Raw genomic sequence first — 26,974 nt, 5'->3', positions numbered from 1 at the left:
CCAGTCAGTTCAGGTCGAGGAAGTGTTCCAGGCCGAAGGTGAGGCCGGGAGTGGTCACCACGCGGCGGGTGCCGAGCAGGATGCCCGGCATGAAGCTGCTGTGGTGGAGCGAGTCGTGCCGCAGGGTGAGGGTCTCGCCCTCGCCGCCCAGCAGGACCTCCTGGTGGGCGAGGAGGCCGCGGAGGCGGACGGAGTGGACCGGCACCCCGTCGACGTCGGCGCCGCGCGCACCGTCCAGCGCGGTGGCCGTCGCGTCGGGCTGCGGTGCCACGCCGGCCTTCTCGCGGGCCGCGGCGATGAGCTGGGCGGTGCGGGTGGCGGTGCCGGAAGGGGCGTCCGCCTTGTTCGGGTGGTGCAGCTCGATGACCTCGACGGACTCGAAGTAGCGGGCGGCCTGCTCCGCGAACCTCATCGTGAGGACGGCGCCGATGGAGAAGTTCGGCGCGATGAGCACACCGGTCTCCGGGGACCCGGAGAGCCAGGTGTTCAGCTGCGCGAGCCGTTCGTCGGTCCAGCCGGTGGTGCCGACCACCGCGTGGATGCCGTGCCGGACGCAGAAGTCGAGGTTCTCCATCACCGACGCGGGTGTGGTGAGCTCGACGACGGCCTGGGCACCGCTCTCGGTGAGGCTCTCCAGCTTGTCACCACGGCCCAGGGCGGCCACCAGTTCCATGTCGTCGGCGGCTTCGACGGCTCGCACGGCCTCGGACCCGATGCGTCCCTTGGCGCCGAGAACGGCCACGCGCAGCTTGCTCATCTGTTCATTTCCTTACGGGTGGTTAGGAGACCGCTTCCTGGAGGCGGTCTGCCTGCTTGTCCTTCAGCGGGCCGATCACCGAGAGCGACGGCTGCTGTCCGAGGACGTCGGCCGCGACGGCCCTGACCTCGTCGGGGGTGACCGCCGCGATCTTTGCCAGCATGTCATCGACGGACATCTGTTCGCCCCAGCAGAGCTCGCTCTTGCCGATGCGGTTCATGAGCGCACCGGTGTCCTCCAGCCCCAGGACGGTGGAACCCGCGAGCTGGCCGATGGCACGGGCGATCTCGTCGTCGCCGAGACCTTCCGTCGCCGCGCGGTCGAGCTCGTCGCGGCAGATCTTCAGTACGTCGTGGACCTGGCTGGGCCGGCAGCCCGCGTACACGCCGAAGAGGCCGCAGTCGGCGAAACCCGAGGTGTACGAGTACACGCTGTAGGCCAGGCCGCGCTTCTCGCGCACCTCCTGGAAGAGGCGCGAGCTCATGCCGCCGCCGAGCGCGGTGTTCAGGACCCCGAGCGCCCAGCGGCGCTCGTCGGTCCTGGCCAGGCCGGGCATGCCGAGGACGACGTGGGCCTGCTCGGTCTTGCGGTTGAGCAGCTCGACCTTGCCGGCCGCGCGCAGCGTGCGGGAGCCCTCGCGCGGTGCCGTGGGCACTGCGTCGGTGCGGGTCAGGGCGCCGGCGCGCTCGAAGGCCTTCCGGACCTGGCGTACGACGGTGGCGTGGTCCACGTTGCCCGCCGCGGCGACCACCAGGTGCGTGGGGTCGTAGTGCTTCTTGTAGAAGCGGGCGATCTGGCCGCGGTTCAGCGCGTTGATCGTGTCGACGGTGCCGAGGACCGGACGTCCCAGCGGGGTGTCGCCGAGCATGGTGTGCGCGAACAGATCGTGCACGCAGTCACCCGGGTCGTCCTCGGTCATCGCGATCTCCTCGAGGACGACACCGCGCTCGGCGTCGACGTCCTCGGGGGTGATCAGCGAGCCGGTCAGCATGTCGCAGACCACGTCGATGGCCAGCGGCAGGTCGGTGTCCAGGACCCGCGCGTAGTAGCAGGTGTACTCCTTCGCCGTGAAGGCGTTCATCTCGCCGCCGACCGCGTCGATCGCGGAGGAGATGTCCAGGGCGCTGCGCTTGGCCGTGCCCTTGAAGAGGAGGTGTTCGAGGTAGTGCGTCGCGCCGTTCAGGGTGGGCGTCTCGTCGCGCGAACCGACGTTGGCCCAGATCCCGAAGGTGGCGGAGCGGACGGAGGGCAGGGTCTCGGTGACGACCCGGAGGCCGCCCGGGAGGACCGTGCGGCGGACCGTGCCGATGCCGTTGCTGCCCTTGAGAAGCGTTTGGGTACGGGCGACGGCCCGCCCCTCCGAGGAGGGGCGGGCCGTCGTCACGGAACTACGGGACGTCACTTGTCGGTGTCGTCCTTCGTCTCGTCCTCTTCACCCTCGACGACCGGGATCAGGGAGAGCTTGCCGCGGGAGTCGATCTCCGCGATCTCGACCTGGACCTTGGCGCCGACGCCGAGCACGTCCTCGACGTTCTCCACGCGCTTGCCACCGGCGAGCTTGCGGATCTGCGAGATGTGCAGCAGGCCGTCCTTGCCGGGCATCAGGGAGACGAACGCACCGAAGGTGGTGGTCTTGACGACCGTACCCAGGTAACGCTCGCCGACCTCCGGCATGGTCGGGTTGGCGATCGCGTTGATCGTGGCGCGGGCGGCCTCGGCCTGCGAGCCCTGCTGGGCACCGATGTAGATGGTGCCGTCGTCCTCGATCGTGATGTCGGCGCCGGTGTCCTCCTGGATCTGGTTGATCATCTTGCCCTTGGGGCCGATGACCTCACCGATCTTGTCCACCGGGATCTTGACGGTGATGATCCGCGGGGCGTTCGGGGACATCTCGTCCGGGACGTCGATGGCCTCGTTCATGACGTCCAGGATGTGCAGACGCGCGTCACGGGCCTGCTTCAGCGCGGCGGCCAGGACCGAGGCGGGGATGCCGTCGAGCTTGGTGTCGAGCTGGAGCGCGGTCACGAACTGCTTGGTGCCGGCGACCTTGAAGTCCATGTCGCCGAAGGCGTCCTCCGCACCGAGGATGTCGGTGAGGGCGACGTAGTGGGTCTTGCCGTCGATCTCCTCGGAGATCAGGCCCATGGCGATACCGGCGACGGCGGCCTTGAGGGGCACACCGGCGTTCAGCAGGGACATGGTGGAGGCGCAGACCGAGCCCATGGACGTCGAGCCGTTGGAGCCCAGCGCCTCGGAGACCTGGCGGATCGCGTAGGGGAAGTCCTCGCGCGACGGCAGCACCGGCACGATGGCGCGCTCGGCGAGCGCGCCGTGGCCGATCTCGCGGCGCTTGGGCGAGCCCACGCGGCCGGTCTCGCCGACGGAGTACGGCGGGAAGTTGTAGTTGTGCATGTAGCGCTTGCGGGTCACCGGGGAGAGGGTGTCCAGCTGCTGCTCCATGCGGAGCATGTTGAGGGTGGTGACGCCCAGGATCTGGGTCTCGCCACGCTCGAACAGCGCCGAGCCGTGCACGCGCGGGATGGCCTCGACCTCGGCGGCGAGCGTACGGATGTCCGTGACGCCGCGGCCGTCGATGCGGACCTTGTCCTTGATGACGCGCTCGCGGACCAGCTTCTTGGTCAGCGCGCGGTAGGCACCCGAGATCTCCTTCTCGCGACCCTCGAAGGCCGGGAGGAGCTTCTCGCCCGCGATCTCCTTGATGCGGTCCAGCTCGGCCTCGCGGTCCTGCTTGCCGGCGATGGTGAGCGCCTTGGCGAGCTCGGTGCGCACGGCCTTGGTGAGCGCCTCCAGGACGTCGTCCTGGTAGTCGAGGAAGACCGGGAACTCGCCGGTGGGCTTGGCGGCCTTGGCGGCGAGGTCGGACTGGGCCTTGCAGAGCGTCTTGATGAAGGGCTTCGCGGCTTCCAGACCGGCGGCGACGACCTCCTCGGTCGGCGCCTCGGCGCCGTCCTTGACGAGCTCGATGGTCTTCTCGGTGGCCTCGGCCTCGACCATCATGATCGCGACGTCGCCGTCCTCGAGGACGCGACCGGCGACGACCATGTCGAAGACGGCGTCCTCGAGCTCGGTGTGCGTCGGGAACGCGACCCACTGGCCCTTGATCAGGGCGACACGGGTGGCACCGATCGGGCCGGAGAAGGGCAGGCCCGCCAGGATCGTGGAGGCGGAGGCGGCGTTGATCGCGACCACGTCGTACAGGTGGTCGGGGTTGAGCGCCATGATCGTCTCGACGATCTGGATCTCGTTGCGCAGGCCCTTCTTGAAGGAGGGGCGCAGCGGGCGGTCGATCAGGCGGCACGTGAGGATCGCGTCCTCGGAGGGCCGGCCCTCACGGCGGAAGAAGGAGCCGGGGATCTTGCCGGCCGCGTACTGCCGCTCCTCGACGTCCACCGTGAGGGGGAAGAAGTCGAGCTGGTCCTTGGGCCGCTTGGAAGCGGTGGTGGCCGACAGCACCATGGTGTCGTCGTCCAGGTACGCGACGGCGGAGCCTGCGGCCTGCTTGGCCAGGCGGCCCGTCTCGAAGCGGATGGTGCGGGTGCCGAAGGTGCCGTTGTCGATCACGGCTTCGGCGTAGTGGGTCTCGTTCTCCACTAGTGATTTCTCCATACTCGTCGTCTTTCGTCCTGCCGCCCGTGTGGCGGAGGACGGTGCGGAGAAGCGCTCCCCTGTGTGCGGGCCGGTCTTCGATCGAAGCTCCCGGGCGTTGTCCCGGGGGCCACTACCGAGGACCGGCGGCGGCTGCGGGGCGCTTCCCCTCGTTCTCTTGTCGTGCGTCCAGGTTACTGAGCCTGACCCCGGTCCCGCACGTACAGCAAAGGGAGCGGCCCCCTGGAATGGGGGAACCGCTCCCTCTCACAGCGTCCTTACTTGGCGCCGCCGGCCGCACCGCGGCGGATGCCGAGGCGGTCGACGAGCGCACGGAAGCGCTGGATGTCCTTCTTGGCGAGGTACTGCAGGAGGCGGCGACGCTGGCCGACCAGGATCAGCAGACCACGACGGGAGTGGTGGTCGTGCTTGTGCGTCTTGAGGTGCTCCGTCAGGTCCGAGATCCGGCGGGAGAGCATGGCGACCTGGACCTCGGGGGATCCGGTGTCACCCTCCTTCTGGGCGAACTCGGACATGATCTGCTTCTTCGTAGCGGCGTCGAGCGGCACGCGTACTCCTCTTGGTGTTCGATGCGCCCACGAGTGCCCCTGGTCTTGATCTCAGGGGAGCTTCCGTGACTCGGAGGCGAAGGTCCGATGAGCGCAGCCCCCAGGGTGACCCGGAGGCGCGTACACAAACGGCCACCAGTCAGAGTACCAGTCGCGGCGAGTGCCTCGGACGGGCCTCAGCTGGTCATGGCCCTGGCGCGGGCGAAGACGTCGAGCACCGCGAGGCAGAGCGGGACCAGGGAGAGCAGCAGGGCGCTCTCCGTGAGGTCGAGGAGCCGGCCCCAGAAGGGCGAGAGGCCCTTGCGCGGGATGATCAGGCCGATCGCGGTGAGCAGGGCCGCGCCCGCGGCGACGGCGGCGGACAGCCAGATCGTACGGATGTCCAGGGAGCCCCGGTCGCCGTAGCGCACCAGGTCGTACAGCAGGCCGGCCGGCGGGTTGAGCGAGAGGCCGAGGACCAGCAGGGCAACGGCGCCGATGCCGGCCACCAGGACGCAGGCGACCTGTGAGGTGTAGCGGAAGAGACGGGCGCGCAGCAGCATGGCGAGCCCCGCGGCGAGGGCGAGCACCTGGCCCCAGACGCTGTCCGAGAAGCCGAGGACCGCTGCGGACCCGACCACGACCGCGGAGCAGCCGCCGACCAGGCCGAGGAGCATCTCGTGGCCGCGGCGCGCCTGGGCGGCGATGCGGTCGGCGTCGACGGGTCCGCCCTGGCTGTCGGGAGCGCCGCCCGGCTCGGCGAAGGGCTCGTCGTAGCCGGCGGGGGCGGTCCGCGGTGAGGCGTAGCCGATGGGCAGCCGGGCGAAGCGTGCGGAGAGGCCGGGCAGGAAGGCGACCAGGCCGAGTGCCACGGGGGCGCAGACCGCGGCGGTCCCGGTGGCGGTGGCCTCGGTGAGGATCGCGCCGAAGGTGGCGAGGGTGCCGACGGTGGCGAGGAAGGTCGCCGCCACGAACGGGGCGTCGCCGCTGGGGGTGAGGGCGACCAGGACGACGGAGGCGATCAGGACGGCGACGCAGCCGAGCAGGAACTGCAGCCGGCCGGGGCCCTGGCCCGCGTCGGCGCCGATGACGCCGGAGCCCGCGATGAGGACGAGGGGCAGGGCGCCGAGCCCCAGGGCGACCGCCGTGGCCCGGTCCGCGTAGACCCGCGCGCGTACGCCCGCGAAGGCGGTCAGCAGCAGGCCGGCGGATCCGGCGATGATGCCCGGCAGGCTGTGCATGTCGTGGCGTACGGGGTCGGCGAACCAGAGCACGAAGCCCATCAGGACGAGCAGCAGGACACCGCCCACCAGGCCCGCGCCGCGCAGGAGTTCGTCGCTCCACAGGTGGCGGTCACGGGTGACGGCGGAGGCGACCGCGTCGGAGACGTCGTCGAAGACGGCGGGCGGGAGCGACTGTGCGAAGGGCCGCAGGCTGAGGAGTTCACCGTCGAGGACCTGCTGCGCGGCGAGGGTGCGGGCACCGTCGAGGACGCTGCCGTCACGGCGTACGAGGTGGTAGCCGGTGGGTGTGCCGGCCGCCTGGGTCTGGCCCGTGAGACGCAGTATCTCGGGGTAGACGTCGGCGACGGCGATGTCCTCGGGGAGCGCGACGTCGATCCGGCTGTCGGGTGCCACGACGGTGACGCGGCAGAAACCCGTCGCTGCTGTCGTACTCACGTGTCTGGTCCCCCTGATTCGCGGTTGCGCACAGTGCGCGCGCCACCCTACCGGGAGGGGTGGAGACGGGCTGCACGTAGGATCACCGTCGCGCGGATCCGAGTCCGCGGCAGTCGCAGCCACGGGGGCGTCGGTGCGGACCGGCCGGCCTTCCGCCCGTCCGTATTGAGGGATTGATGTTCCGGTGAGCCAGATCGTCGTGAAACGACCTCCGCGGTCTCTGCCGCCGGAAGTACCCGCCGACGAGTTGACGTTGGAGGCTCCTCCCGAACTGCCCCGCGGGCAGCAGGAGGGCATGCTGATGCAGGTCCTGCCGGTGCTCGGCATGGGCTCGTCGGTGGTCTTCTTCTTCTCACCGCAGGCACCTCCGTTCATGCGGATCATGGGTGTCCTGATGCTGGTCTCGACGGTCGGCATGGTCGCCGCCCAGATCGTCCGGCACCGTCGCGGTACGCAAGGGCAAATGGGCGATGTCCGTCGTGACTACCTGAAGTACCTCGCCCAGACGCGGCGGACGGTACGCCGCACCGCTCGCGTCCAGCGGGACGTGCAGCTCTATCTGCACCCGGCGCCGGAGCAGTTGTGGTCGGTGGTGGCCGAGGGCAGCCGGGTGTGGGAACGACGCGTCGGGGACAAGGACTTCGCCCAGGTCCGGGTCGGCCTCGGGGCTCAGCAGCTGTCGACCCCGCTGATCGCCCCGGACACCGCTCCGGTGGACGAGCTGGAGCCGATGTGCGCCGGCGCGATGCAGCGGTTCCTGGCGGTGCACGGGTCGTTGGACGGGCTGCCGATGGCGGTCTCGATGCGGGCCTTCTACCACGTGACGGTGTCGGGGCACCCGGAGTCGGCGCAGTCGACGGCGCGTTCCCTCGTGGCGCAGCTGGTGACGCTGCACTCCCCCGAGGACCTGGTGGTCGCCGTGGTGGCGGCGCCGGGTGCGGTGGGGCGCTGGGACTGGACCAAGTGGCTGCCGCACACGCAGGTTCCCGGACAGGTCGACGGGGCCGGGACGAAGCGGCTGTTCGGCGACGATCTGGGCGAGCTGGAGAGCCTCCTCGCGAACAGGCTGGACGGCCGTCCGCGTTTCGGCCGGGAGAACCGGCCGGTGCTGGACCAGCCTCACGTCGTGGTGGTGCTCGACGGGGGGATGGTGCCGCCGGACTCGCTGTTCGCGGCCGCCGAGGGCCTGCAGGGAGTGACCATCGTCGAGGTGGTGCCCGGCGAGCTCGACGAGCCGCGCGGCGGGCTGTCCGTGGTGGTGCGTCCGGGGCTGCTGCGACTGGAGTCGGGTGCCGGACTGGCGTACGAGGGCGTGCCGGACAGCATGTCGCCGCAGGCCGCCGAGGCGCTGGCCAGGCAGCTCGCGCCGCTGCGCATGGGCGGGGGCGACGACGACGAACCGCTGCTCGCCGACCTGGACTTCACCGATCTGCTGAACCTCGGTGACGCGGCCTCGGTCGACGTGGCGCGCACCTGGCGGCCGCGCTCGGTGTCGGAGCGGCTGCGGGTGCCGATCGGTGTCGGTGAGGACGGGCAGCCGGTGATGCTGGACCTGAAGGAGGCCGCACAGGAGGGCATGGGCCCGCACGGGCTGTGTGTGGGCGCGACGGGTTCCGGCAAGTCGGAGCTGCTGCGGACGCTGGTGCTGGGTCTCGCGGTCACGCATTCGTCGGAGACGCTGAACTTCGTGCTCGCGGACTTCAAGGGCGGTGCCACGTTCGCCGGGATGTCGCAGATGCCGCACGTCGCCGCGGTCATCACCAACCTGGCCGACGACCTGACCCTCGTCGACCGCATGGGTGACGCGATCCGCGGTGAGCTGCAGCGCCGGCAGGAGCTGCTGCGGTCGGCGGGCAACTACGCGAACATCCACGACTACGAGAAGGCGCGGGCGGCGGGTGCGGCGCTGGAACCGCTGGCCTCCCTGGTGCTGGTGATCGACGAGTTCTCCGAACTCCTGACGGCCAAGCCGGACTTCATCGAGATGTTCATCCAGATCGGCCGTATCGGCCGTTCGCTCGGGGTGCATCTGCTGCTGGCTTCCCAACGCCTGGAGGAGGGCAAGCTGCGCGGGCTGGACACGTATCTCTCGTACCGGATCGGTCTGCGGACCTTCTCGGCGGCGGAGTCGCGCACGGCGCTGGGTGTGCCGGACGCGTACCACCTGCCGTCGGTGCCGGGGTCGGGCTACCTCAAGTTCGGTACGGACGAGATGACCCGCTTCAAGGCGGCCTACGTCTCGGGGACCTACCGCACGGGCGGTCCCGACCTGCCGGTGGGGCAGCTGCCGGTCGAGCGCAGGCCCACGGTTTTCAGCGCCGCTCCGGTGCCGGTCGTGTACGCGGCGCCCGACCCGGCCCACCTCGCCGCCCGCGCCCGCGCGGACGACGACGCGCTCGCCGACACGGTGCTGGACGTGGTCGTGCGCCGGCTGGAGGGGCAGGGCGTGCCGGCCCACCAGGTGTGGCTGCCCCCGCTGGACCGGGCGCCGACGCTGGACCAGCTGCTGCCGGGCCTGGCGCCGACGGAGGAGCGCGGGTTCACCGCGACCGAGTACACCCGGCCCGGCGGGCTGACCGTGCCGCTCGGCCTGATCGACAAGCCGTTCGAGCAGCGCCGCGAGGTGCTGTACCGGGACTTCTCCGGCGCGGCCGGGCACATGCTGGTCGTGGGCGGTCCGCAGTCCGGCAAGTCCACGATGGTGCGGACCCTGATCTCCTCGTTCGCCCTCACCCACACGCCCCATGAAGTGCAGTTCTACGGACTGGACTTCGGCGGTGGCGGTCTCGTCTCGCTGGCCGGCCTGCCGCATGTCGGCGGGATGGCCTCGCGGCTGGACCCGGAGCGGGTGCGCCGGACGGTCGCGGAGGTCGGCGGTGTGCTCAACCGGCGTGAGGAGTTCTTCCGCGCCCACTCCATCGACTCGATCGCCACCTACCGGCGCAAGCGTGCCCAGGGCGAGCTCCCCGGCGAGGCCTGGGGCGACGTGTTCCTGGTGATCGACGGGTGGGGCGGTTTCCGCAACGAGTACGAGGGCCTGGAGCAGGTCGTCACCGAGATCGCGGCGCGCGGCCTCGGCTACGGGATCCACGTGGTCCTCACCGCGGCCCGCTACATGGAGGTGCGGGCGGCGCTGAAGGACCAGATCCTGGGGCGGCTCGAACTGCGGCTCGGCGACGTCATGGACTCCGAGTTCGACCGCAAGGTCGCGGCGAACGTCCCGGCCGGGGTGCCAGGGCGCGGCCAGGTCCCGCAGAAGCTGCACTTCATGGGCGCGCTGCCGCGCATCGACTCCGTCAGCGGCGCGGAGGACCTGTCCGAGGGCACGGCGGCCTTCGTCACGGCGGTGGCGTCGAACTGGGCGGGCCCGGTGGCCCCGTCCGTACGCCTCCTGCCGCGCAAGCTCCCGGCCGACCAGCTGCCCAAGGGCTTCGAGTTCCCCGAGCGGGGTATCGCCATCGGGATCGACGAGACCTCACTGGAGCCGGTCTTCCTCGACTTCGAGACGGATCCGTTCTTCCTGGTCTTCGGGGAGAGCGAGTCCGGCAAGACCAACCTGCTGCGGCTGATCGCCAAGCAGATCGGGGAGCGCTACTCCCCCGACGAGGCGAAGATCGTGGTCGGCGACTACCGCCGGGCGCTGCTCGGCGCGCTGCCGGAGGCCCATCTGCTGGAGTACGCGCCGATGGCGAGTGCCATGCAGATGCACATGGAGGCCCTGGCAGGGGTGTTCGCCCGCCGTCAGCCGCCGACCGACGTGACGCCGCAGCAGTTGCGGGACCGCAGCTGGTGGTCCGGGCCGCAGATCTTCATCATCGTCGACGACTACGACCTGGTCGCCACCAACGCGGGCAATCCGCTCGCGCCGCTCGCGGAGTACCTGCCGTTCGCCCGTGACACGGGGGTCAGGTTCATCATCGCGCGGAGCTCCGCCGGGGCCTCGCGCGCGATGTACGAGGGCTTCATGCAGCGCATCAAGGAGCTGGGCGCGCAGGGCGTGGTGCTGTCGGGCGACCCCTCGGAGGGCGACCTGATCGGTTCGGTGCGCGGTCACGCGATGCCGCCCGGACGCGGCTACTTCGCGTCGCGCCGGCGCGGGACACCGCTCGTGCAGACGGGCCGGCTGCCCGAGCAGCACTGAGCAGGACGGCCGGACACGGTGAAGGAGGACCCCCGCGCGGACGCGGGGGTCCTTTGTCACGTGCGGGAAGGCCCATAGCCGACGGCGGGCCGCCGCACAGACGAATTCGCCACCTTGCCCTGGCGATCCGCCGTCCGGGGATAATCGGTGCGCGGGTCACGCAAGGGAACGGCCCGCGGGAACGCGCTCCGTCGCGGAACAGGGAAAGGCGTGTGATGGGCACCCAGCAGGAGAAGGACGAGCTGTACGCACTCGACATCTCGGGGGTCGAGTGGCTGAGCGCCCCCGGGACGGAGGAGGCGGAGGAGCGGGTCGAGATCGCGCATCTGCCGGGCGGAGGCGTGGCGATGCGGTCCTCGCTCGACCCGGGGACGGTCCTGCGCTACACGGAGGCCGAGTGGCGCGCCTTCGTGCTGGGCGCGCGGGACGGCGAGTTCGACCTGAAGTAGACGGGGTGACGGGGCGAACGGAAGAGGGGCACGGCCCGTCGGGCGTGCCCCTCTTCCGGTGATCCGGACCGGCCCGGGTCAGTACGCCTCGGTGAACAGGCGCGAGGCCTTGACGTCCGTGGAGCGGTAGCTGTCCTTGCCGTTCTCGATGATCTTGGCGACGTGCTCCAGCCGGTCCTTCATGTGGTCGGCCTTGCCCTTGTACTGCTTCTGCAGGCCGACGTAGCCGGCGTGGGCGTCACCGTCCCAGGTGTCGGTGACGACCTTGAGGGCGGCGTCCATCTCCTCGAGGTCCTTGATGATGTTGCGCGAGACGACGCGCAGGCGGTTCGCCATCTCCTGGACGCTCTCGTACCTGACCTTGGTGTTCGGATCTCCGGCCATCTGTCTGCTCCTCGGATGTCGACGTGTACGAAGGTGGTGCTGCGGCGGCCCGGCTCAGAGGTTGTTGAGTCCGGAGGTGTTCGACGAGGAGGCGGGCTCCTTCACGGCGTTGAAGGCCGCGCGGACCTCGTCGTCGTTCGCGTTGGAGAGGTTCTTCGTCTGGCCCACACCGTCGAGGAGCACGTTGAGGAGCCGGCGGATGTCGTCGTGGTCCTCGTTGATGACGATCTGTGCGGATGTGAATCCGCCTGCGCCGACGCCGGTCCACCCGGCGCTGACCGTGGCGAGGATGTCGGCCAGTTCACGGGACTGCTTGGACACCGCCTGCGCGGTCTCGATGATCTTGTTCTTGGCCTGGACGATCGGATCGTCGGCAAGTCCGAACCCAGAACCGGTGGGGCTGCTCATCCGGAGGTCCTCTCTCTCAGTTCCCGGGCCCGTCCGCAGGTCGCGGCCGGGCTTGTCGCTGCACGGGGTCCCGGAAGCTGCCGGCGGCGCAGGCGCACGCCGGAATCGGACTCAGCCACTTCTCGTTCCCCCGTCACACACGTGAAGTCCGCTACCACCCTAGCCACTCGGCCATCTCTCCCCAACTGCGCTTTCCGGTTGGAGATCTACTTCACGGACGGCCCTCTCGCCGCGGACCGCGCCGGCGCCGGACATCCCGGACGACCGTGGCCGTACCGGCCACGACGCACACCAGGACGGCCGCCACGGCCAGGGCGTAGGTGGCGTAACGCTCGCTGCGTTCCTGGGAGGTCTCGGTCATCGACAGGTGCGCGGCCCGGGGGGCGGGGGCCTCGGGCGGCGCGGGATCGGGGTGGGCCGAGGCCGACGGGACGTCGTCCTCGTCACCGGCGAGCGCCTGCACCGGATCCACCACACCCCATCCGACGTAAGGGTCGTGACCGGTCACGGAGCGTTCGGCGGTCTGCTCGATGCGGGCGACGATCTCGGCCGGCGACCAGTCGGGGTACTTGGCGACGAGGAGGGCCGCGACGCCGGCCACGTACGGCGCGGAGAAACTGGTTCCGTTGTCCGTGCACTGGCCGTTGCCGGGGACCGTGGAGACGATGTCGACGCCCGGCGCGGCCACGCCGACGAACTCGCCCGCCTGCGAGAACGCGGCGCGTTCGTTGTTGCGGTCGGAGGAGGCGACGGCGAGGACGCCGGGGAAGGCGGCCGGGTAGGTCTCCTTCATCCTGCCGTCCATGCCGTCGTTGCCCGCCGAGGCGACGACGACGATGTTCCGGGCGAGCGCCCTGGCCACGGCCCTGCCCAGCGCGGAGTCCTCGGTGAGGGGCTTGGTGGTGTCCTGGGAGATGTTGATGACCTCGGCGCCCTTGGCGATCGCGTGGTCGATCGCGGTGGCCATCGTGGTGTCCTTGCCGCTGTTCTTCTCGTCGTTCTGGCGGATCGGGATGATGGTGGCTCCGGGGGCCAGTCCGACGAACCCCGTGCCCCTGCGCGGGCGGGCGGCGATGATGCCGGCGACCTTGGTGCCGTGGCCGACCTCGTCCGTGGTGCCGTCGCTGCTGCCGCCCTTGAGGAGGTTGCGGCCCGCCGAGGCGTCCACCGCGTCCTTGAGCTGCGGGTTGGAGTCGTCGACCCCGGTGTCGATGACGGCGACCCGCACGCCTTCGCCCTTGGTGTCCTGCCACAGTTCGTCGAGCAGGACGCGCTGCAACGACCAGGGCCGGCCGGCGAACTGCTCCTTCATCGGGAAGGTGCATTCGCCGCTGCCGTCCAGGACCGGCCCGGTGCGGTCCGCCGGACCTCCGGTGGCGTACGCGGCATGGGGCGCCGCCAGCGCGGCGATGGCCGCCGTCAGCACTGCCGTCTTCCGGTACAACATCTGTTCCTCTCCCCCGGATCCCGCGTTCGTACGGTTCGCGGCTAGGAGCCCTGGGGCTGGCGTGCGCTGTTGGTGTCGAGCCTGGGCCCCTTGGACAGGAACTCCGACCAGGCGATCGGCACGAGTGAGGGGGTCACCTTCTCGTAGCCGAGCCTGACCTGTGCCTGGCTGGCCTCGGGCCTGCCGTCCTGGGTCTTCTGGCCGCCGGTGCCGATGTCGGAGCGCTCGGCGTCGCTGTCGCCGTTCGCCTGGACGGCGTAGCGCAGTCCGGTGTCGGTCACCAGGAAGAGCGATCCGTCGGGCTTGGTCTGCTCCCCGCGGACCTGTGTGTAGAGCAGGCCGCTGCCGGGGGTGACGTAGGTACTGGTGCCTCCGGCGTTGATGGCGGCCGGGTAGGCGGTTCCCGCCCAGGTGCTCAGTGTCGTGCGGCCCTTGTCGTCGACCTTGCGCAGCACGCTGCACACGGTGTCCCGACCGCCCTCTCCCGTCGCCGAGTTGACCCGGTGCGCGCGCTGGGCGGGCCAGTGGGCCGCCTGGCCCGCGAAGGGCCGCGCGTCGGGGACGAAGTCCTGCAGGCCGACCTCCCGCGCCTTGCCGTTCATGTCGAGCGACGCGGTCAGGGGTGAGTTGGCCAGCAGCCAGGCGGTGAACTCGGAGACCGGCTGGACCTTGCCGTCGAGGACGACGTAGTGGGCCGTGCCCTCGCCCGTCGTGGTCCGCAGCACCATGCCGATCCTGTCCTCCTCCGGGGACAGCTGGCCCTGGATGTGCGCGGGCTCGCCGACCGTGCCGGGGATCTGCGGGAAGACGACCGGACTGCCCTCGTGGAGCGTGGCCAGCCAGTCGTCGGTCACCGCCTGCGGCTGCCTGCTGCCGACGAGGGCCCTGGTCAGGAGGCCGCGCTCGGCCGCGGTCTCGTCGATGCGGTACCGGATGCCGCTCGCGTCGACGACGTAGCGGGTCCCGTCCTGGCCCTGGACGTACAGCACCTGGCCGCCGTCGAGCCGGTCCGCGCCGTCGGTCAGCCCGTCGTCCCGCTGCGCGAAGACGAAGGCCGCCTTCTGCACGGTGTTGCCCTTGCCGCCCGGCTGTTCGCAGACCGCCCACCGCTTGGCCGTGCCCGCGTCCTTCTCGTCCGGCAGCCGGTCGGGGGCGTACGGGATGCCGAGGATCGGGCCGCGCGGGGGCTTGCCCGCGTCGAGGATGTCGTCGCTGACCTGGACGACGTCGAACTGCTGGGGCCTGAGGAGGAGCCGGGCGGAGGCGAGGTTCAGCACGGGGTGCAGCAGGGTCTTCCTCTGCTTGCCCTCCCCCGTCTCCAGGACGACGTAACGGGTGGTGGACTTCTTGCCGACGATCACCTTGGCGTACGGCTTGTCCCAGCCCTTGGGCGCGGTGGGCTTGAACATCCCCCAGGCCCCGAAGCCGGCCATCACCAGCGCACCCACGATCAGGCTCGGGACGACCGCTCGCAGGGGCCGGGGGGCGCCCTCCTCGGAACCAGTGGGCGAGGGTTGCAGGAATGCGGCCACCGTGCGCTTCTTCGCAAAGGTGTACGCGTTGAGCTCGTCCCGCCGTGATGCCATGAGTGTGTGCGTCTCCCCGTGTCTCCCCGCGCGGCCCGGGGGCGCGGGTGTTCCCGCCTCCTGTGCCGGACCCGGATACCGGGCCCCGGTGCCGGACCGGCCCCTACTATGCCTGCTGACCGCGCGCTCCGAGGGGGCGGGTAGGGTGATCCAGCCGCCGAAGCCCCGGCGGGAGCGGGGCGACCGGGTGGAGTTGGGGCCTTATGAACGGGGGAATGCCGGAATGATGGCTTCCACGACGCGGACACGTCCGGCCGGGGACACCCGGCCGTCCGGAGGGCCAGGAGCGGGCCGCCGGGGAGCCTCCGGCGACGGTCCAGGCACCTCCCCCGTCGGCCCCCGGACGCCCGGCGGTGGAGTGGTCCCGCGGCTGAACGGACGTGCCGGACAGATCGGTTCGTTCCGATTGCAACAACTCGTACTGATCGAAATCGCGGCGGCGCTGCTCGTGGCGGCCTGGGTGACCGATGCCCTGCTGCTCATGCCCGCCGGTGTCCTCGCGACGGTCCTCGTGCTGCTCGCCGTGGTCCGCCGCCACCGGCGTTCGCTGCCGGAGTGGCTGGGCACCGTCCTCGCGCTGCGCGCCCGCACCCGGCGTGCGGCCTCGATCACGCTCCCGGCGGGCACGGAACCCGGACTGGCCCCCGCCGTGGAGGCCGAACCGGCTCTGCGCACCTACTCGTTCAGCGACCGCGACCGGCGCCCGGTCGGCATGATCGGCGACGGCACCTACCTCTCCGCCGTGGTCCAGGTGGAGTCGGACGGCACCGCGCTGCGACCCGACCGCTCGGCGCGCCCGCTGCCCCTGACCCTCGTGCGGGAGGTACTGGAGGTCGACGGCATCCGGCTGGAGTCGGCGCAGATCGTGCAGCACACCCAGCCCGCTCCGGCTCCGCACCTGCCGTCGCAGTCGGTCGCCGCGCGCAACTACGCGCCGTTGCAGGCCCGGACGGGATCGCCCGCGGTGCGGATCACCTGGATCGCGCTGAAGCTCGACCCCGAGCTCTGCCCGGAGGCCGTGGAGGCACGGGGCGGCGGCCTCACGGGCGCGCAGAAGTGCGCGGTGCGCGCGGCCGACCAACTGGCCAGCCGGCTGACGGGCGCGGGTTTCCGGGCCACGGTCCTGACGGAGCAGGAGCTGACGTCGGCGATCGCGACGTCGGCGTGCGTGAGTCCGCTGGCCATGGCGCAGGCCGGCCGCTCGGAGACACCGGGCCGCCGCACGGAGGAGACCTCGCGCACCTGGCGCTGCGACGACCGGTGGCACACCAGCTACTGGGTGAGCCGCTGGCCGAACCTCGGCGGCGGCGGAGCGTCGATGCCGCAGCTGGTCGCCCTGCTCACCTCCATCCCCGCGCTCGCGACGACGTTCAGCCTGACCCTGGGACACGGCGACCGCTCGGCGGTCTCGGTCACGGGGCACCTGCGCATCACCGGGCGCAGCGACGAGGAACTCCTCGCCGCCCGGCACGAACTGGAGCGCACCGCACGCGGTGTCAAGGCGTCGCTGGTCAGGCTGGACCGCGAGCAGCTGCCCGGCGTGCTCGCCACTCTGCCGCTCGGGGGTACCCGCTGATGTCCGCAGGCACGCGCTCCAGGTCCCGGCTGGGTTTCGGTCTCATCGGCCCCCGGCGGGGCCGGCACACGGTGTCGTACGACGAACTGGCCGCGCTCGCCGTGCCCGTCGGGGACGACGGCACGGTCATCGGTGTGGACGCTGAGGGCCGCCCTGCCGTGCTGGGCGTCAACCGGCCCACACCGTACGAGGTCACGCTCATCGGCGGGCTGTGGACCGCGCAGGTGCTCGCCCTGCGGTCGGCGGCGACGGGCGCGCGGATCGCCGTGGAGACCGGACGTGCGCAGGCGTGGACGGGCCTCGCGCAGGCGGCGGGCGGCGGGCAGCCGTGCATCTCGCTGCACGACGTGGGACGGGTGCCGCCGCAGGGCGCGTCGGCCGGCTCCCCGGTGGTCGTGGTGCGGGACTGCGGGATGCGTCCGCCGCGCGGGCGTGTGGTGGCCGGGCCCTGGCAGTCCGTGGTGACCCTGCTGCCCTATCTGAGCCCGGTGGCCCCGCGGCTGATGGACAAGTCCGCGCTCGTGGGTGTGCAGCGCGTGTCCCCGGACGAGGCCGCGCAGATCGGACGGATCCTGAACCTGTCCGCCGCCGAGACCCAGGCGCTGTCCACCCTCGCCGACGGCGTCACCCTGTGGTGTTCGGACCGGGACCGGCAGTTCGTGATGACCCAGGCCACCGACGCCGAGTCCGGACTGCTGGGCGGCGCCCGGCGGATGGACTGAGCGGCGGCCGGATCCGCCGTCCCCCCCGACGGACGCCCCTGCGGCGTGTGCGCGGAACAGCCCCCATTTCGCGGGCAGATGTGCGTTTTCGACCACTTGCCCGCGGCTGCTCCTTCACACTTGGTTCACTTGTGGCGTGACGTGACCTGCTGGACGGTTCATCCCTTGCGGTACGGCCTGCCGTAGTGCGCCCTGTGGCGATTAGGGTGGTGGGAACGCGGCAGAGGAACCTGCGGGCAGGCACTGCGCGTCGCAAGGGGGAGAGCCGGGCGGATCGCACCACGGGAACGGTCGCCCCCACCCACCACGGCACAAGGGTGCTCGACCACACCAGGAGGCAAAGTGAACGGCGATCGGGACGAGATCCGCGGGGGATGGAACACGCCCGTCGACGAGTCGTCCGACGCGGAGCCCGCAGAGATGACGGGTGAGTTCACCATCGACTACACCCCGCCCGCCTGGTACACGCAGAACGCGTCGGGGGACACGTCGGGCGGGGCGGGGTCGCACCTCGCGCCGCCTCCGCCGAACGGCGCGCCGGTCTCCGTGCCGGGCCTGCCGGCCTCCGGGGGATTCGAACCGGGCTGGCCCCCGGTGCAGCCCGGGATTCCGGCCCAGCCGGCGCCTCAGGCGCGGCCCGCGCAGGCACCCGCCGGGCCGACGGCTCCGGTCTCCGCCTCGGCGGAGCCGCCCGCGGGGAGCGGGCCGTCCGGCGCGTTCGGGGGCGGCGACGTGGAGAGCGGCGCCACCATGCGCTTCTCCCCCGCCGCGCTGAAGCGGGAGATCGCGGAGCGTGAGGCCGCCGCGGAGGCCGAGTCGGCCGTGTCCCGTCCCGGTGCGGGGGACGACGCCGCCGAGCCCGCCGGTACGGCCGACGCACCTCTCGCGCCCTCGCCGGCGACGCCGGAGGCGGCCGCCCCGGCCGTCGCGGACGTACCTGAGGGTCCGTCCTCGTCCGCCGGGCCTTCCGATGCCGAACCGTCCCCGGACGACGCCGTCGCTGTGGCACCGCCGACGGGCGAGGCCCGCGACAGCGCCGCACCGGACACGGAGAAGGACGCCGGGGCCGACGAGCCCACCGGGGCGACCGACGCGTCCGCGGACGGCGCGAAGCCGGACGACGCCCAGCCGGACGGCGCGCGAGCGCAGGACACGCAGCCGGACGACGAGCCCGCGGACGCGGTGTCGGACACCGCGCCGCAGGACACACCACCGGCGCCGGCGCCCGGCGTGGCCCCCTCGGCACCCGTGAGTGCGGCCGGGTCCGCCGACGCACCTCAGGACGCCGTGCCGTCGGACGTACCGGCCCCGTGGTCCCCGGGGGCGCCCGCGCAGGGTGCGCTGCCACCCCTGCCGCCCGCCTTCCAGCCCGCCGCGCCGCAGCCGAACGCGCCGCAGCCCGCGGGGCAGTGGCCCGCCCAGCAGCCGCCCGCCGCGCGGCCCGGCGAGACGCCGGGAGGGTACGGGTTCCCGCAGACACCGGCAGCGGCCGCCCCGCCTGCCCAGCCCACGCCCACGGCACCGCCGCAGCCTCCGGCCCACCCCGGGGCGCCCGCGCCGCAGGGCGGTTACGGCTTCCCGCAGGATGCCCGGCCGCCGGCCGCGCCCGCCCCGCACAGTGGTTACGGCTTCCCGCAGGCACCCCCGCCGCCGCCCCCTGCCCAGGGCGCACCCCAGCTCCCCCCGGCCGCGCCGCAGGCCGGTTACGGTTTCCCGGCTCACCAGGCACCGCCGCCGCCCGCCCCGGCCCAGGGCGCACCGCAACTGCCCCCGGCCGCGCCGCAGCACGGCGGTTACGGCTTCCCCCAGGGCGCCCAGCAGCCCGCCGCGCCCCCGCAGGGCGGTTACGGCTTCCCCGCGCCGCAGGCACCGCAGCCGCCCCGGCTCCCCGCACCGGGACAGCAGCCGCTTCCCGCGCAGATCCCGCACCAGCCGGCCCAGGGCACCCCGAACCTCCCCGCCCCGGCCGCACAGCAGCAGCAGCAGCAGCAGCCCGAGGCCTACCAGCCCCCGGCGCCCGTCGACCCCCGTACCGGCTCCGCGTGGCCGACCGCGGTCACCCACGACCAGCGTGAGCGTTCCGTCCCCGGCGCCCCGCTCGGTTACACGGCCGCGGTGGAACTCTCGTCGGACCGGCTCGTCCGGGGCAAGCAGAAGGCGAAGAGCAGCCGTACGCCCTCCGGTGCCTCGCGCTTCAAGCTGGGCGGCAAGAAGGAGGAGATCGAGCGGCAGCGCAAGCTGGACCTGATCCGCACGCCGGTCCTCTCCTGCTACCGGATCGCCGTCATCAGCCTCAAGGGGGGCGTCGGCAAGACCACGACGACCACCGCGCTCGGCTCGACGCTGGCCACCGAGCGGCAGGACAAGATCCTCGCCATCGACGCCAACCCGGACGCCGGCACGCTGGGCCGCCGGGTGCGCCGCGAGACCGGGGCGACGATCCGCGATCTGGTGCAGGCGATCCCGTACCTGAACTCGTACATGGACATCCGCCGTTTCACCTCGCAGGCGCCCTCCGGTCTGGAGATCATCGCCAACGACGTGGACCCCGCGGTCTCCACGGCTTTCAACGACGAGGACTACCGCCGGGCGATCGACGTCCTGGGCAAGCAGTACCCGATCATCCTCACCGACTCGGGCACGGGCCTGCTCTACAGCGCCATGCGCGGAGTGCTCGACCTCGCCGACCAGCTCATCATCATCTCGACGCCGTCCGTCGACGGCGCGTCGAGCGCGTCCACCACGCTGGACTGGCTGTCGGCGCACGGATACGCGGACCTGGTGCAGCGCTCCCTGACCGTCATCTCCGGTGTGCGGGAGACCGGCAAGATGATCAAGGTCGACGACATCGTGCAGCACTTCGAGACGCGCTGCCGCGGTGTGGTGGTCGTGCCGTTCGACGAGCACCTGTCGGCGGGCGCCGAGGTCGACCTCGACATGATGCGCCCGAAGACCCGCGAGGCGTACTTCAACCTGTCCGCGCTCGTGGCGGAGGACTTCCAGCGCGCCCAGCGGCAGCAGGGCCTGTGGACGTCCGACGGCAGCAGCCCGCCGCCGCAGTACGCGCCTCCGATGCCGGGGCAGCAGACACCCGGTCAGCAGGACCCCGGTCAGCAGCCGTACGCGCCGCAGCAGCAGCCGGGCGGCCCCTACCCCGGTCCGCAGCATCCGGGGCAGCCGTACCCGCCTCAGCCGTACCCCGGTCAGCCGTATCCGGCGCAGCAGCCGTACGGGGGACAGCCGCAGCACGGGCAGCAGCCGCCGCAGGCCGCCGTGCCCCCGCAGCCCTACCCGCCGCACCCCGCTCCGGGCGGCCACCCCGGCGTGTGGCAGCAGCAACCGCCCCCGCCCCAGGGGCAGCCGGGAGCGGCGCCCGCCGGCGCACCTGCGGCCCCCGCACACCACGATGGCCAGGCACATCAGCCGGGCCAGCCCGAACTGCAAGGCCCGGTTCCGCCGACGGGGCGTCAGCAGTACCCTCCGCAGCCGCCTTCGGCGCCTCAGCAGTAAGGCAGTAGAGGTCTAAACCAATGAGGGCTCGCACCGTTCACCCGGTGCGGGCCCTCATCGCATTCCCGCAGCCCACACGCTGTTTGGACGACCGTTGACGCGACTCGACCGCCGCTGATAAACCTTCGCTTCACCAGCTGGCGAACCAGAGATCTGCCCGCCTTCACCATGCGAGTCATGACGCGAGGTCCACGTCCTATGGTCACAAGAGTCCCTCCACACCCGTCCCGCCCACGCGGCCGCCTGCGCGTCCTTCTCGCCTCCGGCGCGGCCGCCCTGGCCCTGGCCGCCGGCTCGGTCGTGCCCGGCAACCCGCTCGCCCCCGCCCCGCAGGAGGCGCACGCCGCCGACGGCACGTCGACGCTCACGGTCGCGGTCGCGCAGAGCGTGGACTCCCTGAGCCCGTTCCTCGCGCAGCGGCTGCTCTCCACGAGCATCCACCGGCTGATGTACGACTTCCTGACGAACTACGACGCCAAGGACAACCACACGATCCCCGGGCTGGCCACCGCGTGGGAGCCTTCGGCCGACAAGCTGACGTGGACGTACACGATCCGGTCCGACTCGAAGTGGTCGGACGGCGAGAAGGCCACCGCCGAGGACGCGGCGTGGACCTTCAACACGATGATGACCGACGAGGGCGCGGCGACCTCGAACGGCAGCTTCGTCTCCAACTTCAGGAAGGTCACGGCTCCCAGCCCGGACAAGCTGGTCATCGAGCTGAAGCAGCCTCAGGCGACGATGACGGCGCTCGACGTGCCGATCGTGCCCAAGCACGTGTGGGAGAAGGTCGGCGACTTCTCCAAGTTCAACAACGACACGAAGTTCCCGATCGTGGGGAACGGTCCGTTCATCCTGACGGACTACAAGGTCGACAGCTATGTGAAGCTGAAGGCCAACAAGGACTTCTGGCGCGGTGCGCCGAAGTTCGACGAGCTGGTCTTCCGCTACTACAAGGACCAGGACGCCGCCGTCGCCGCCCTCCGAAAGGGTGAAGTCTCCTTCGTCGCCGGCAGCCCGAGCCTGACGCCGGCCCAGGCCGCGTCCCTGAAGTCGGCCGAGAACATCAAGGTGAACGACGCCCCCGGCCGGCGCTTCTACGCCCTGGCCACCAACCCGGGCGCACGCACCAAGGACGGCAAGAAGTTCGGCGACGGGCACGCGGCCCTGCTGGACCAGAAGGTCCGGCAGGCGCTCTTCATGGCCGTGGACCGCACCACCATCATCGACAAGGTCTTCCAGGGCCACGCCATAGAGGGCGAGGGCTACATCCCGCCCCGCTACGGCTCGTACTTCTGGAAGCCGGCGGCCGGTCAGAAGCACGCCTTCGACCCCGCCAAGGCGGCGGCGCTCCTCGACGAGGCGGGCTACAAGAAGAACAGCGACGGCAAGCGGGCCGGCAAGGACGGCAAGCCGCTCGACTTCCGCATCCTGTGCCACGCCACGGACCCGAACGACAAGGCGATCGGCAAGTACCTCCAGGAGTGGTGGGGCGACCTCGGCGTCGGACTGAAGGTCGACTGCCGCGACAACGTCTCGGACCCCTGGTACGCGGGTGAGTACGACCTCGCCTTCGACGGCTGGTCCGTCAACCCGGACCCCGACTTCGTCATGTCGATCCACACCTGCGCGGCGCTGCCGGCCAAGGCGAAGGAATCCGCCGCGACCGACAACTTCATCTGCGACAAGCAGTACGACGACCTCTACGCGAAGCAGCTGGCCGAATACGACCCCGCCAAACGGGCCGACCTCGTCAAGCAGATGGAGTCGCGGCTGTACGACACGGGGTACATGAACGTCATGGCGTACCCGAATGCCGTCGAGGCCTACCGGACCGACCAGATCAAGTCCATCACGACGATGCCGTCGGACGCGGGCAACATCTTCGGTCAGGACGGCTACTGGAGCTGGTGGTCGGCGGTCCCGGCCACCGGTGCCTCGGGCGACTCGTCCGGCGGCAGCGGCAGCTCCACCGGAGTCCTCATCGGTGTCGGTGTCGCCGCAGTCGTCCTCGCCGGTGGCGGGCTCCTGTTCGCCATGCGTCGTCGTTCCACCGCGGAAGACCGTGAATAGTCCATGAGCACAGAAAGCACTCCCGCGCTCCTGAAGGGCGCGGCGGGCTTGGATGCTGCACAGACCGACGGTCCGGCTCCGGCCGGGCCGTCGGCCCGCAGTCCCCGCGCCCGCAGCACGACCGCTTATCTCCGCTACGCGGCGGGCAAGCTGGCCGGTGCGGCCGTCTCGCTGTTCGCCGTGCTCGTCACCAGCTTCTTCCTGTTCCGTCTGATCCCCGGCGACCCGGTCAAGCAGATGACCGGCGGCCGGCAGGTGTCGACCGAGCAGATCGCCGCGATGCGCAAGGAATTCGGCCTGGACCTGCCGCTCTGGCAGCAGTTCACCGAGTACTGCGGCAAGGCCCTGACCGGGGACTTCGGTACCTCGTACCAGTTCCACGCCCCGGTCATGGACAAGATCAGCGAGGCACTGCCCGCGACGCTGCTGCTCACCGGCACCGCCTTCGTGATCTACACCGCGATCGGCATCTGGCTGGGTGCCAGGTCCGCCTGGCGCAACGGCTCGGCGGGCGACCGCTTCCACACCGCCTTCGCCCTGACGCTGTACTCGGTGCCCTCGTTCTGGCTCGGTCTGCTCCTGATCATCACCCTGTCGGTGGGCATCGGGCCGATCCCCGGCATGTTCCCGACCGGTGGCATGGAGTCCGGCAGCGAGACCGGCTTCGCGTACGTCGTCGACGTCGCCCACCACCTGGTGCTGCCGGTCCTCACCCTCGTGGCCGTCGAGTACGCGCGCACCCTCCTGGTGATGCGCTCCTCGCTGCTCGACGAGATGGGCAGCGACTACCTGACGACGGCGAGGGCGAAGGGGCTGCGCGACGACCTCGTACGCCGCCGCCACGCCGTGCCGAACGCCATGCTGCCGACGGTGACGCTGCTCTTCGTCAACCTGGGCAACACGGTGGCGGGCGCCATCCTGGTGGAGACGGTGTTCTCCTGGCCGGGCCTGGGAGGCCTCTTCTACCAGGCGCTCAGCGTGCCCGACCTGCCACTCGTGCAGGCGCTGTTCTTCGTCTTCGCCGCCTCGGTGATCCTGATGAACACGCTCGCCGATGTGCTCTATCCGCTCCTCGATCCCCGGGTGGGCCGATGACGACCACGACCGACGCCGCTCCGGCCATCGGCCCCCGCGCCCTGACGTGGGCCCGCAGGCGGCAGGCGGCGGCCCGCTTCTGGCAGCAGTACCGCACGCACCGGGCGGGGCTGGCCGGCCTCACCGTGCTCGCCCTGATCGCCCTGATCGCCCTGGCGGCCCCGCTGCTGGTCGGCGCGGACTCGCAGAGCGTCACCGACGCCCCCGGCGGCCCCCTGGAGTCACCGAGCGCCGAGTTCCCCCTCGGCACGGACCAGTTCGGCCGCAGCCTGCTCGCCCTGCTCGTATGGGGAACGCGGGTCTCCCTGACGGTGGGTCTGCTCGCCGCCTTCCTCTCGGTCGCCATCGGGACCCTGGTGGGCATCACCGCGGGCCACTTCAAGGGGTGGTACGGCAACGTCGTCATGCGGATCACCGACTGGTTCCTCGTGATGCCGACGCTGGTGCTCGCCATCGCACTGGCCACCGTCCTCTCGCGGTCGCTCTGGACGACGATCCTCGCGATCGGCGTCACGACCTGGCCGACGACGGCACGGCTCGTGCGGGCGCAGACCCTGTCCGTGGAGTCCCGTCCGTACATCGAGCGGTCCAAGGCGCTCGGCGGCGGGCACGGCCACATCATGTCCCGGCACGTACTGCCGAACGTGATGCCCCTCGTGCTCGCGCAGACCACGCTCGTGATCTCCACCGCCATCCTCACGGAGGCGACCCTCGCCTTCCTCGGGCTCGGCGATCCGACGATCGTCTCCTGGGGCGGGCTGCTCCAGGACGCCCGTGAGGCCGGAGCGGTCAGCTCCGGGAACTGGTGGTACCTCGCTCCGCCCGGACTCGCCATCGCGGTCGTCGCCCTCGCGTTCACGCTGTGCGGCCGCACCATCGAGTCCGTGCTCAACCCCAAGCTGGGGGTGTCCCGTTGACCGCTGTGAAGACAGAGAGCGTCGAGAGGCCGGAGACCGGGCAGCCGTTGCTCGACGTCCGCAACCTGCACGTCACGTACGGCTCCGGGGCCTCCGCGGTCCCCGCCGTCCGGGGCGTCGACCTGCGCGTCGAGGCGGGCCAGAAGCTCGGCATCGCCGGGGAGTCCGGCTGCGGCAAGTCGACGCTGGCGCTGGCGCTGCTCCGGCTGCTGCCGGCTTCGGCGACCCTGAGCGGGGAGATCCTGCTCGACGGCGAGGACGTCCTGACGATGAAGTGGGGACGGCTGCGTGCCGTTCGCTGGGCGGGGGCGTCGATCGTCTTCCAGGGCGCGATGCACTCGCTGAACGCCGTCCACCGCATCGGGGACCAGATCGCCGAACCGATCCTGCTGCACCGCAAGGCCACACCCGCCGCCGCGCGCCGGCGCGCCGGTGAGCTGCTGGAGCAGGTGGGCCTCCCGGCCGCCCGCGCGGACGCGTATCCGCACGAGCTGTCCGGGGGTCAGCGCCAGCGCGTGATGATCGCGATGGCGCTCGCCTGCGACCCGCGGCTCGTGATCGCGGACGAGCCCACCACGGCACTGGACGTGATGATCCAGGCCCAGATCCTGCGGCTGATCGAGCAGCTCGTCAGCGAGCAGGACCTGGGGCTGATCATGATCAGCCACGACCTGGCGGTGCTCTCCGACACCTGCGACCGGCTCTCGGTGATGTACGCCGGACGGGTCGTCGAGGAAGGCCCTGCCAAACAGGTCTACGAGAGCGCGCGGCACCCGTACGGAAGCGCCCTGTCGGCCGCCTTCCCGCGCATCGGCGACCTCGCGTCCCGGCACGCGCCGCGCGGCCTGCCGGGCGACCCGCCGGATCCCTCCGCCCTGCCCTCGGGCTGCACGTTCCATCCGCGCTGCACGGCGGCCCTGGACTCCTGCGCCACCCAGGACCAGGAACTGCGGCCCGCCGGGCCCGCGCGCCGGGCCGCGTGCGTGCTGGTGGAGACGGACGTCACCCCGGCGCCGGCTCCGAACGCCGGCACCGAGGAAGCAAGGAGCACCTCATGACCACCACTCCCCCGGCCCCGCTGCTCAGCGCCGAGTCGCTGAAGGTGGCGTTCCCCGGCCGGCGCGGGGCGGCGACCGCGCGTGCGGTGGACGGCGTCGACCTCGACATCCGGCCCGGCGAGATCGTCGCCCTGGTCGGCGAGTCGGGCTGCGGCAAGACGACGCTGGCCCGCTCCCTCCTGGGCCTCGTCCCGCCCACCTCCGGCCGGGTGACGTTCGGGGGCGAACCGCTCGACTACCGGGGCCGGGCACTCAAGGCGTACCGCAAGCGCGTGCAGCTGGTGCTCCAGGACCCGAGCGGCTCGCTCAACCCGCGCCACACCGTCTACGACGCGGTGGCGGAGGGCCTGCGCATCCACGGGTACGCGGGTGACGAGCGGGACGCCGTGGCCGGCGCGCTGTCCCGGGCCGGGCTGCGGCCCCCGGAGCGGTTCTTCCTGCGCTTCCCGCACGAGCTGTCGGGCGGCCAGCGCCAGCGCGTCGTGATCGCGGGCGCCCTGGTGCTGGAGCCGGAGCTCATCGTCGCGGACGAGCCGGTCGCGTCGCTGGACGCCTCCGTACGGGGGGAGATCCTGGCGCTGCTGCTGCGGCTGCGCGACGAGCTGGGGCTGTCGGCGCTGGTGGTGACGCACGACCTGGGGCTGGCCTGGAACATCGCGGACCGGGTCGCGGTGATGTACCTCGGCCGGATCGTGGAGACGGGTGACGTGGAGCAGATCCTCACGGCCCCCCGGCATCCGTACACCCAGGCGCTGCTGTCCGTGCTCCCGGAGGCGGACGGCGAGCCGGTCATCCTGACGGGCGAACCGCCGGACCCCTCGAAGGTCCCGTCGGGCTGCCGCTTCCACGCCCGCTGCCACGTCCTCGCCTCGGGCGAGGCGGAGCGGGCGGGGGTCGCCGACGCGTGCCGCACGAAGGACCTGCCGGTCCTGGAGGGCGACGGCCGGACGGGCGTCGCCTGCCACTGGGCGGCGGCCGCAGCGGTCGAGGCGCCCGCGGCGCCCTGACCTTCGTCCTG

At 71.6% G+C, this 26,974-nt stretch carries 19 protein-coding genes; 10 read left to right on the top strand and 9 right to left on the bottom strand.

Features of this window, described 5'->3' with window-relative positions; all coding sequences use genetic code 11:
* Positions 1-4 precede the first annotated feature (4 nt).
* The 5 genes from dapB to eccD form a co-directional block, all read right to left on the bottom strand.
* Positions 5-757 (bottom strand): 4-hydroxy-tetrahydrodipicolinate reductase, encoded by a 753-nt coding sequence (gene dapB / locus OHT61_RS23945; RefSeq protein WP_329041044.1) that lies wholly within the window; start codon positions 755-757, stop codon positions 5-7.
* 22 nt (positions 758-779) lie between these two features.
* Positions 780-2,159, bottom strand: a complete 1,380-nt coding sequence (locus tag OHT61_RS23940) for a M16 family metallopeptidase (RefSeq protein WP_329041043.1) — start codon at positions 2,157-2,159, stop codon at positions 780-782.
* The gene (locus OHT61_RS23935; protein ID WP_329043378.1) at positions 2,156-4,369 is read right to left on the bottom strand and encodes a polyribonucleotide nucleotidyltransferase; all 2,214 of its coding nucleotides are present in this window, start codon (positions 4,367-4,369) and stop codon (positions 2,156-2,158) included. Before OHT61_RS23935 ends, OHT61_RS23940 begins: the two co-directional genes overlap by 4 nt.
* Before the next feature lie 272 nt (positions 4,370-4,641).
* Positions 4,642-4,932: a 30S ribosomal protein S15 gene (rpsO, locus tag OHT61_RS23930; RefSeq protein WP_003965855.1), complete on the bottom strand. Its 291-nt coding sequence runs from the start codon at positions 4,930-4,932 to the stop codon at positions 4,642-4,644.
* 176 nt (positions 4,933-5,108) lie between these two features.
* Complete coding sequence (eccD, locus tag OHT61_RS23925; protein ID WP_329041041.1) at positions 5,109-6,590, bottom strand: type VII secretion integral membrane protein EccD; 1,482 nt, start codon at positions 6,588-6,590, stop codon at positions 5,109-5,111.
* Positions 6,591-6,774: 184 nt separating this feature from the next.
* Here eccD and eccCa point away from each other — a divergent pair, with 184 nt between their 5' ends.
* Complete coding sequence (eccCa, locus tag OHT61_RS23920; protein WP_329041039.1) at positions 6,775-10,731, top strand: type VII secretion protein EccCa; 3,957 nt, start codon at positions 6,775-6,777, stop codon at positions 10,729-10,731.
* 215 nt (positions 10,732-10,946) lie between these two features.
* Positions 10,947-11,180, top strand: coding sequence for a DUF397 domain-containing protein (locus OHT61_RS23915; RefSeq protein WP_329041037.1), 234 nt, complete (start codon positions 10,947-10,949; stop codon positions 11,178-11,180).
* A 78-nt stretch (positions 11,181-11,258) separates the two neighbouring features.
* On the opposite strand, the gene OHT61_RS23910 is transcribed toward OHT61_RS23915, so the two are convergent.
* From OHT61_RS23910 to eccB, 4 genes are all read right to left on the bottom strand, one after another.
* Positions 11,259-11,564 carry a WXG100 family type VII secretion target gene (locus OHT61_RS23910; RefSeq protein ID WP_329041035.1) on the bottom strand — a complete coding sequence of 102 codons (306 nt, stop codon included), beginning with the start codon at positions 11,562-11,564 and terminating at the stop codon, positions 11,259-11,261.
* A 54-nt stretch (positions 11,565-11,618) separates the two neighbouring features.
* Positions 11,619-11,972 (bottom strand): hypothetical protein, encoded by a 354-nt coding sequence (locus OHT61_RS23905; RefSeq protein WP_327113892.1) that lies wholly within the window; start codon positions 11,970-11,972, stop codon positions 11,619-11,621.
* A 211-nt stretch (positions 11,973-12,183) separates the two neighbouring features.
* Positions 12,184-13,419: a type VII secretion-associated serine protease mycosin gene (gene mycP, locus OHT61_RS23900; RefSeq protein WP_329041034.1), complete on the bottom strand. Its 1,236-nt coding sequence runs from the start codon at positions 13,417-13,419 to the stop codon at positions 12,184-12,186.
* A 41-nt stretch (positions 13,420-13,460) separates the two neighbouring features.
* The gene (gene eccB, locus OHT61_RS23895; protein WP_329041033.1) at positions 13,461-15,005 is read right to left on the bottom strand and encodes a type VII secretion protein EccB; all 1,545 of its coding nucleotides are present in this window, start codon (positions 15,003-15,005) and stop codon (positions 13,461-13,463) included.
* Positions 15,006-15,231: 226 nt separating this feature from the next.
* Between eccB and eccE the strand changes: the two genes are divergently transcribed.
* The 8 genes from eccE to OHT61_RS23855 all read left to right on the top strand — a co-directional run bounded on the left by eccE (position 15,232) and on the right by OHT61_RS23855 (position 26,963).
* Positions 15,232-16,581, top strand: coding sequence for a type VII secretion protein EccE (gene eccE, locus OHT61_RS23890; protein WP_443049627.1), 1,350 nt, complete (start codon positions 15,232-15,234; stop codon positions 16,579-16,581).
* Positions 16,581-17,303 (top strand): hypothetical protein, encoded by a 723-nt coding sequence (locus tag OHT61_RS23885; protein WP_329041030.1) that lies wholly within the window; start codon positions 16,581-16,583, stop codon positions 17,301-17,303. The genes eccE and OHT61_RS23885 overlap by 1 nt, the downstream gene beginning before the upstream one ends.
* A 342-nt stretch (positions 17,304-17,645) precedes the next feature.
* On the top strand, positions 17,646-20,813 hold the full coding sequence (locus tag OHT61_RS23880) for an SCO5717 family growth-regulating ATPase (protein ID WP_329041028.1): 3,168 nt from the start codon (positions 17,646-17,648) through the stop codon (positions 20,811-20,813).
* Positions 20,814-21,011: 198 nt separating this feature from the next.
* On the top strand, positions 21,012-22,886 hold the full coding sequence (locus OHT61_RS23875; protein WP_329041026.1) for an ABC transporter substrate-binding protein: 1,875 nt from the start codon (positions 21,012-21,014) through the stop codon (positions 22,884-22,886).
* A gap of 3 nt (positions 22,887-22,889) precedes the next feature.
* Complete coding sequence (locus OHT61_RS23870; RefSeq protein ID WP_329041023.1) at positions 22,890-23,981, top strand: ABC transporter permease; 1,092 nt, start codon at positions 22,890-22,892, stop codon at positions 23,979-23,981.
* Positions 23,978-24,898 carry an ABC transporter permease gene (locus tag OHT61_RS23865; RefSeq protein ID WP_329041022.1) on the top strand — a complete coding sequence of 307 codons (921 nt, stop codon included), beginning with the start codon at positions 23,978-23,980 and terminating at the stop codon, positions 24,896-24,898. The genes OHT61_RS23870 and OHT61_RS23865 overlap by 4 nt, the downstream gene beginning before the upstream one ends.
* On the top strand, positions 24,895-25,956 hold the full coding sequence (locus OHT61_RS23860) for an ABC transporter ATP-binding protein (protein ID WP_329041020.1): 1,062 nt from the start codon (positions 24,895-24,897) through the stop codon (positions 25,954-25,956). Before OHT61_RS23865 ends, OHT61_RS23860 begins: the two co-directional genes overlap by 4 nt.
* Positions 25,953-26,963: an ABC transporter ATP-binding protein gene (locus OHT61_RS23855; RefSeq protein WP_329041019.1), complete on the top strand. Its 1,011-nt coding sequence runs from the start codon at positions 25,953-25,955 to the stop codon at positions 26,961-26,963. The genes OHT61_RS23860 and OHT61_RS23855 overlap by 4 nt, the downstream gene beginning before the upstream one ends.
* Positions 26,964-26,974 lie beyond the last annotated feature (11 nt).

The organism is Streptomyces sp. NBC_00178 (assembly GCF_036206005.1).
Taxonomy (GTDB): domain Bacteria; phylum Actinomycetota; class Actinomycetes; order Streptomycetales; family Streptomycetaceae; genus Streptomyces.
Note: the sequence above shows the minus strand (reverse complement) of the source record. Positions and strands in the feature narration are given on the sequence as shown.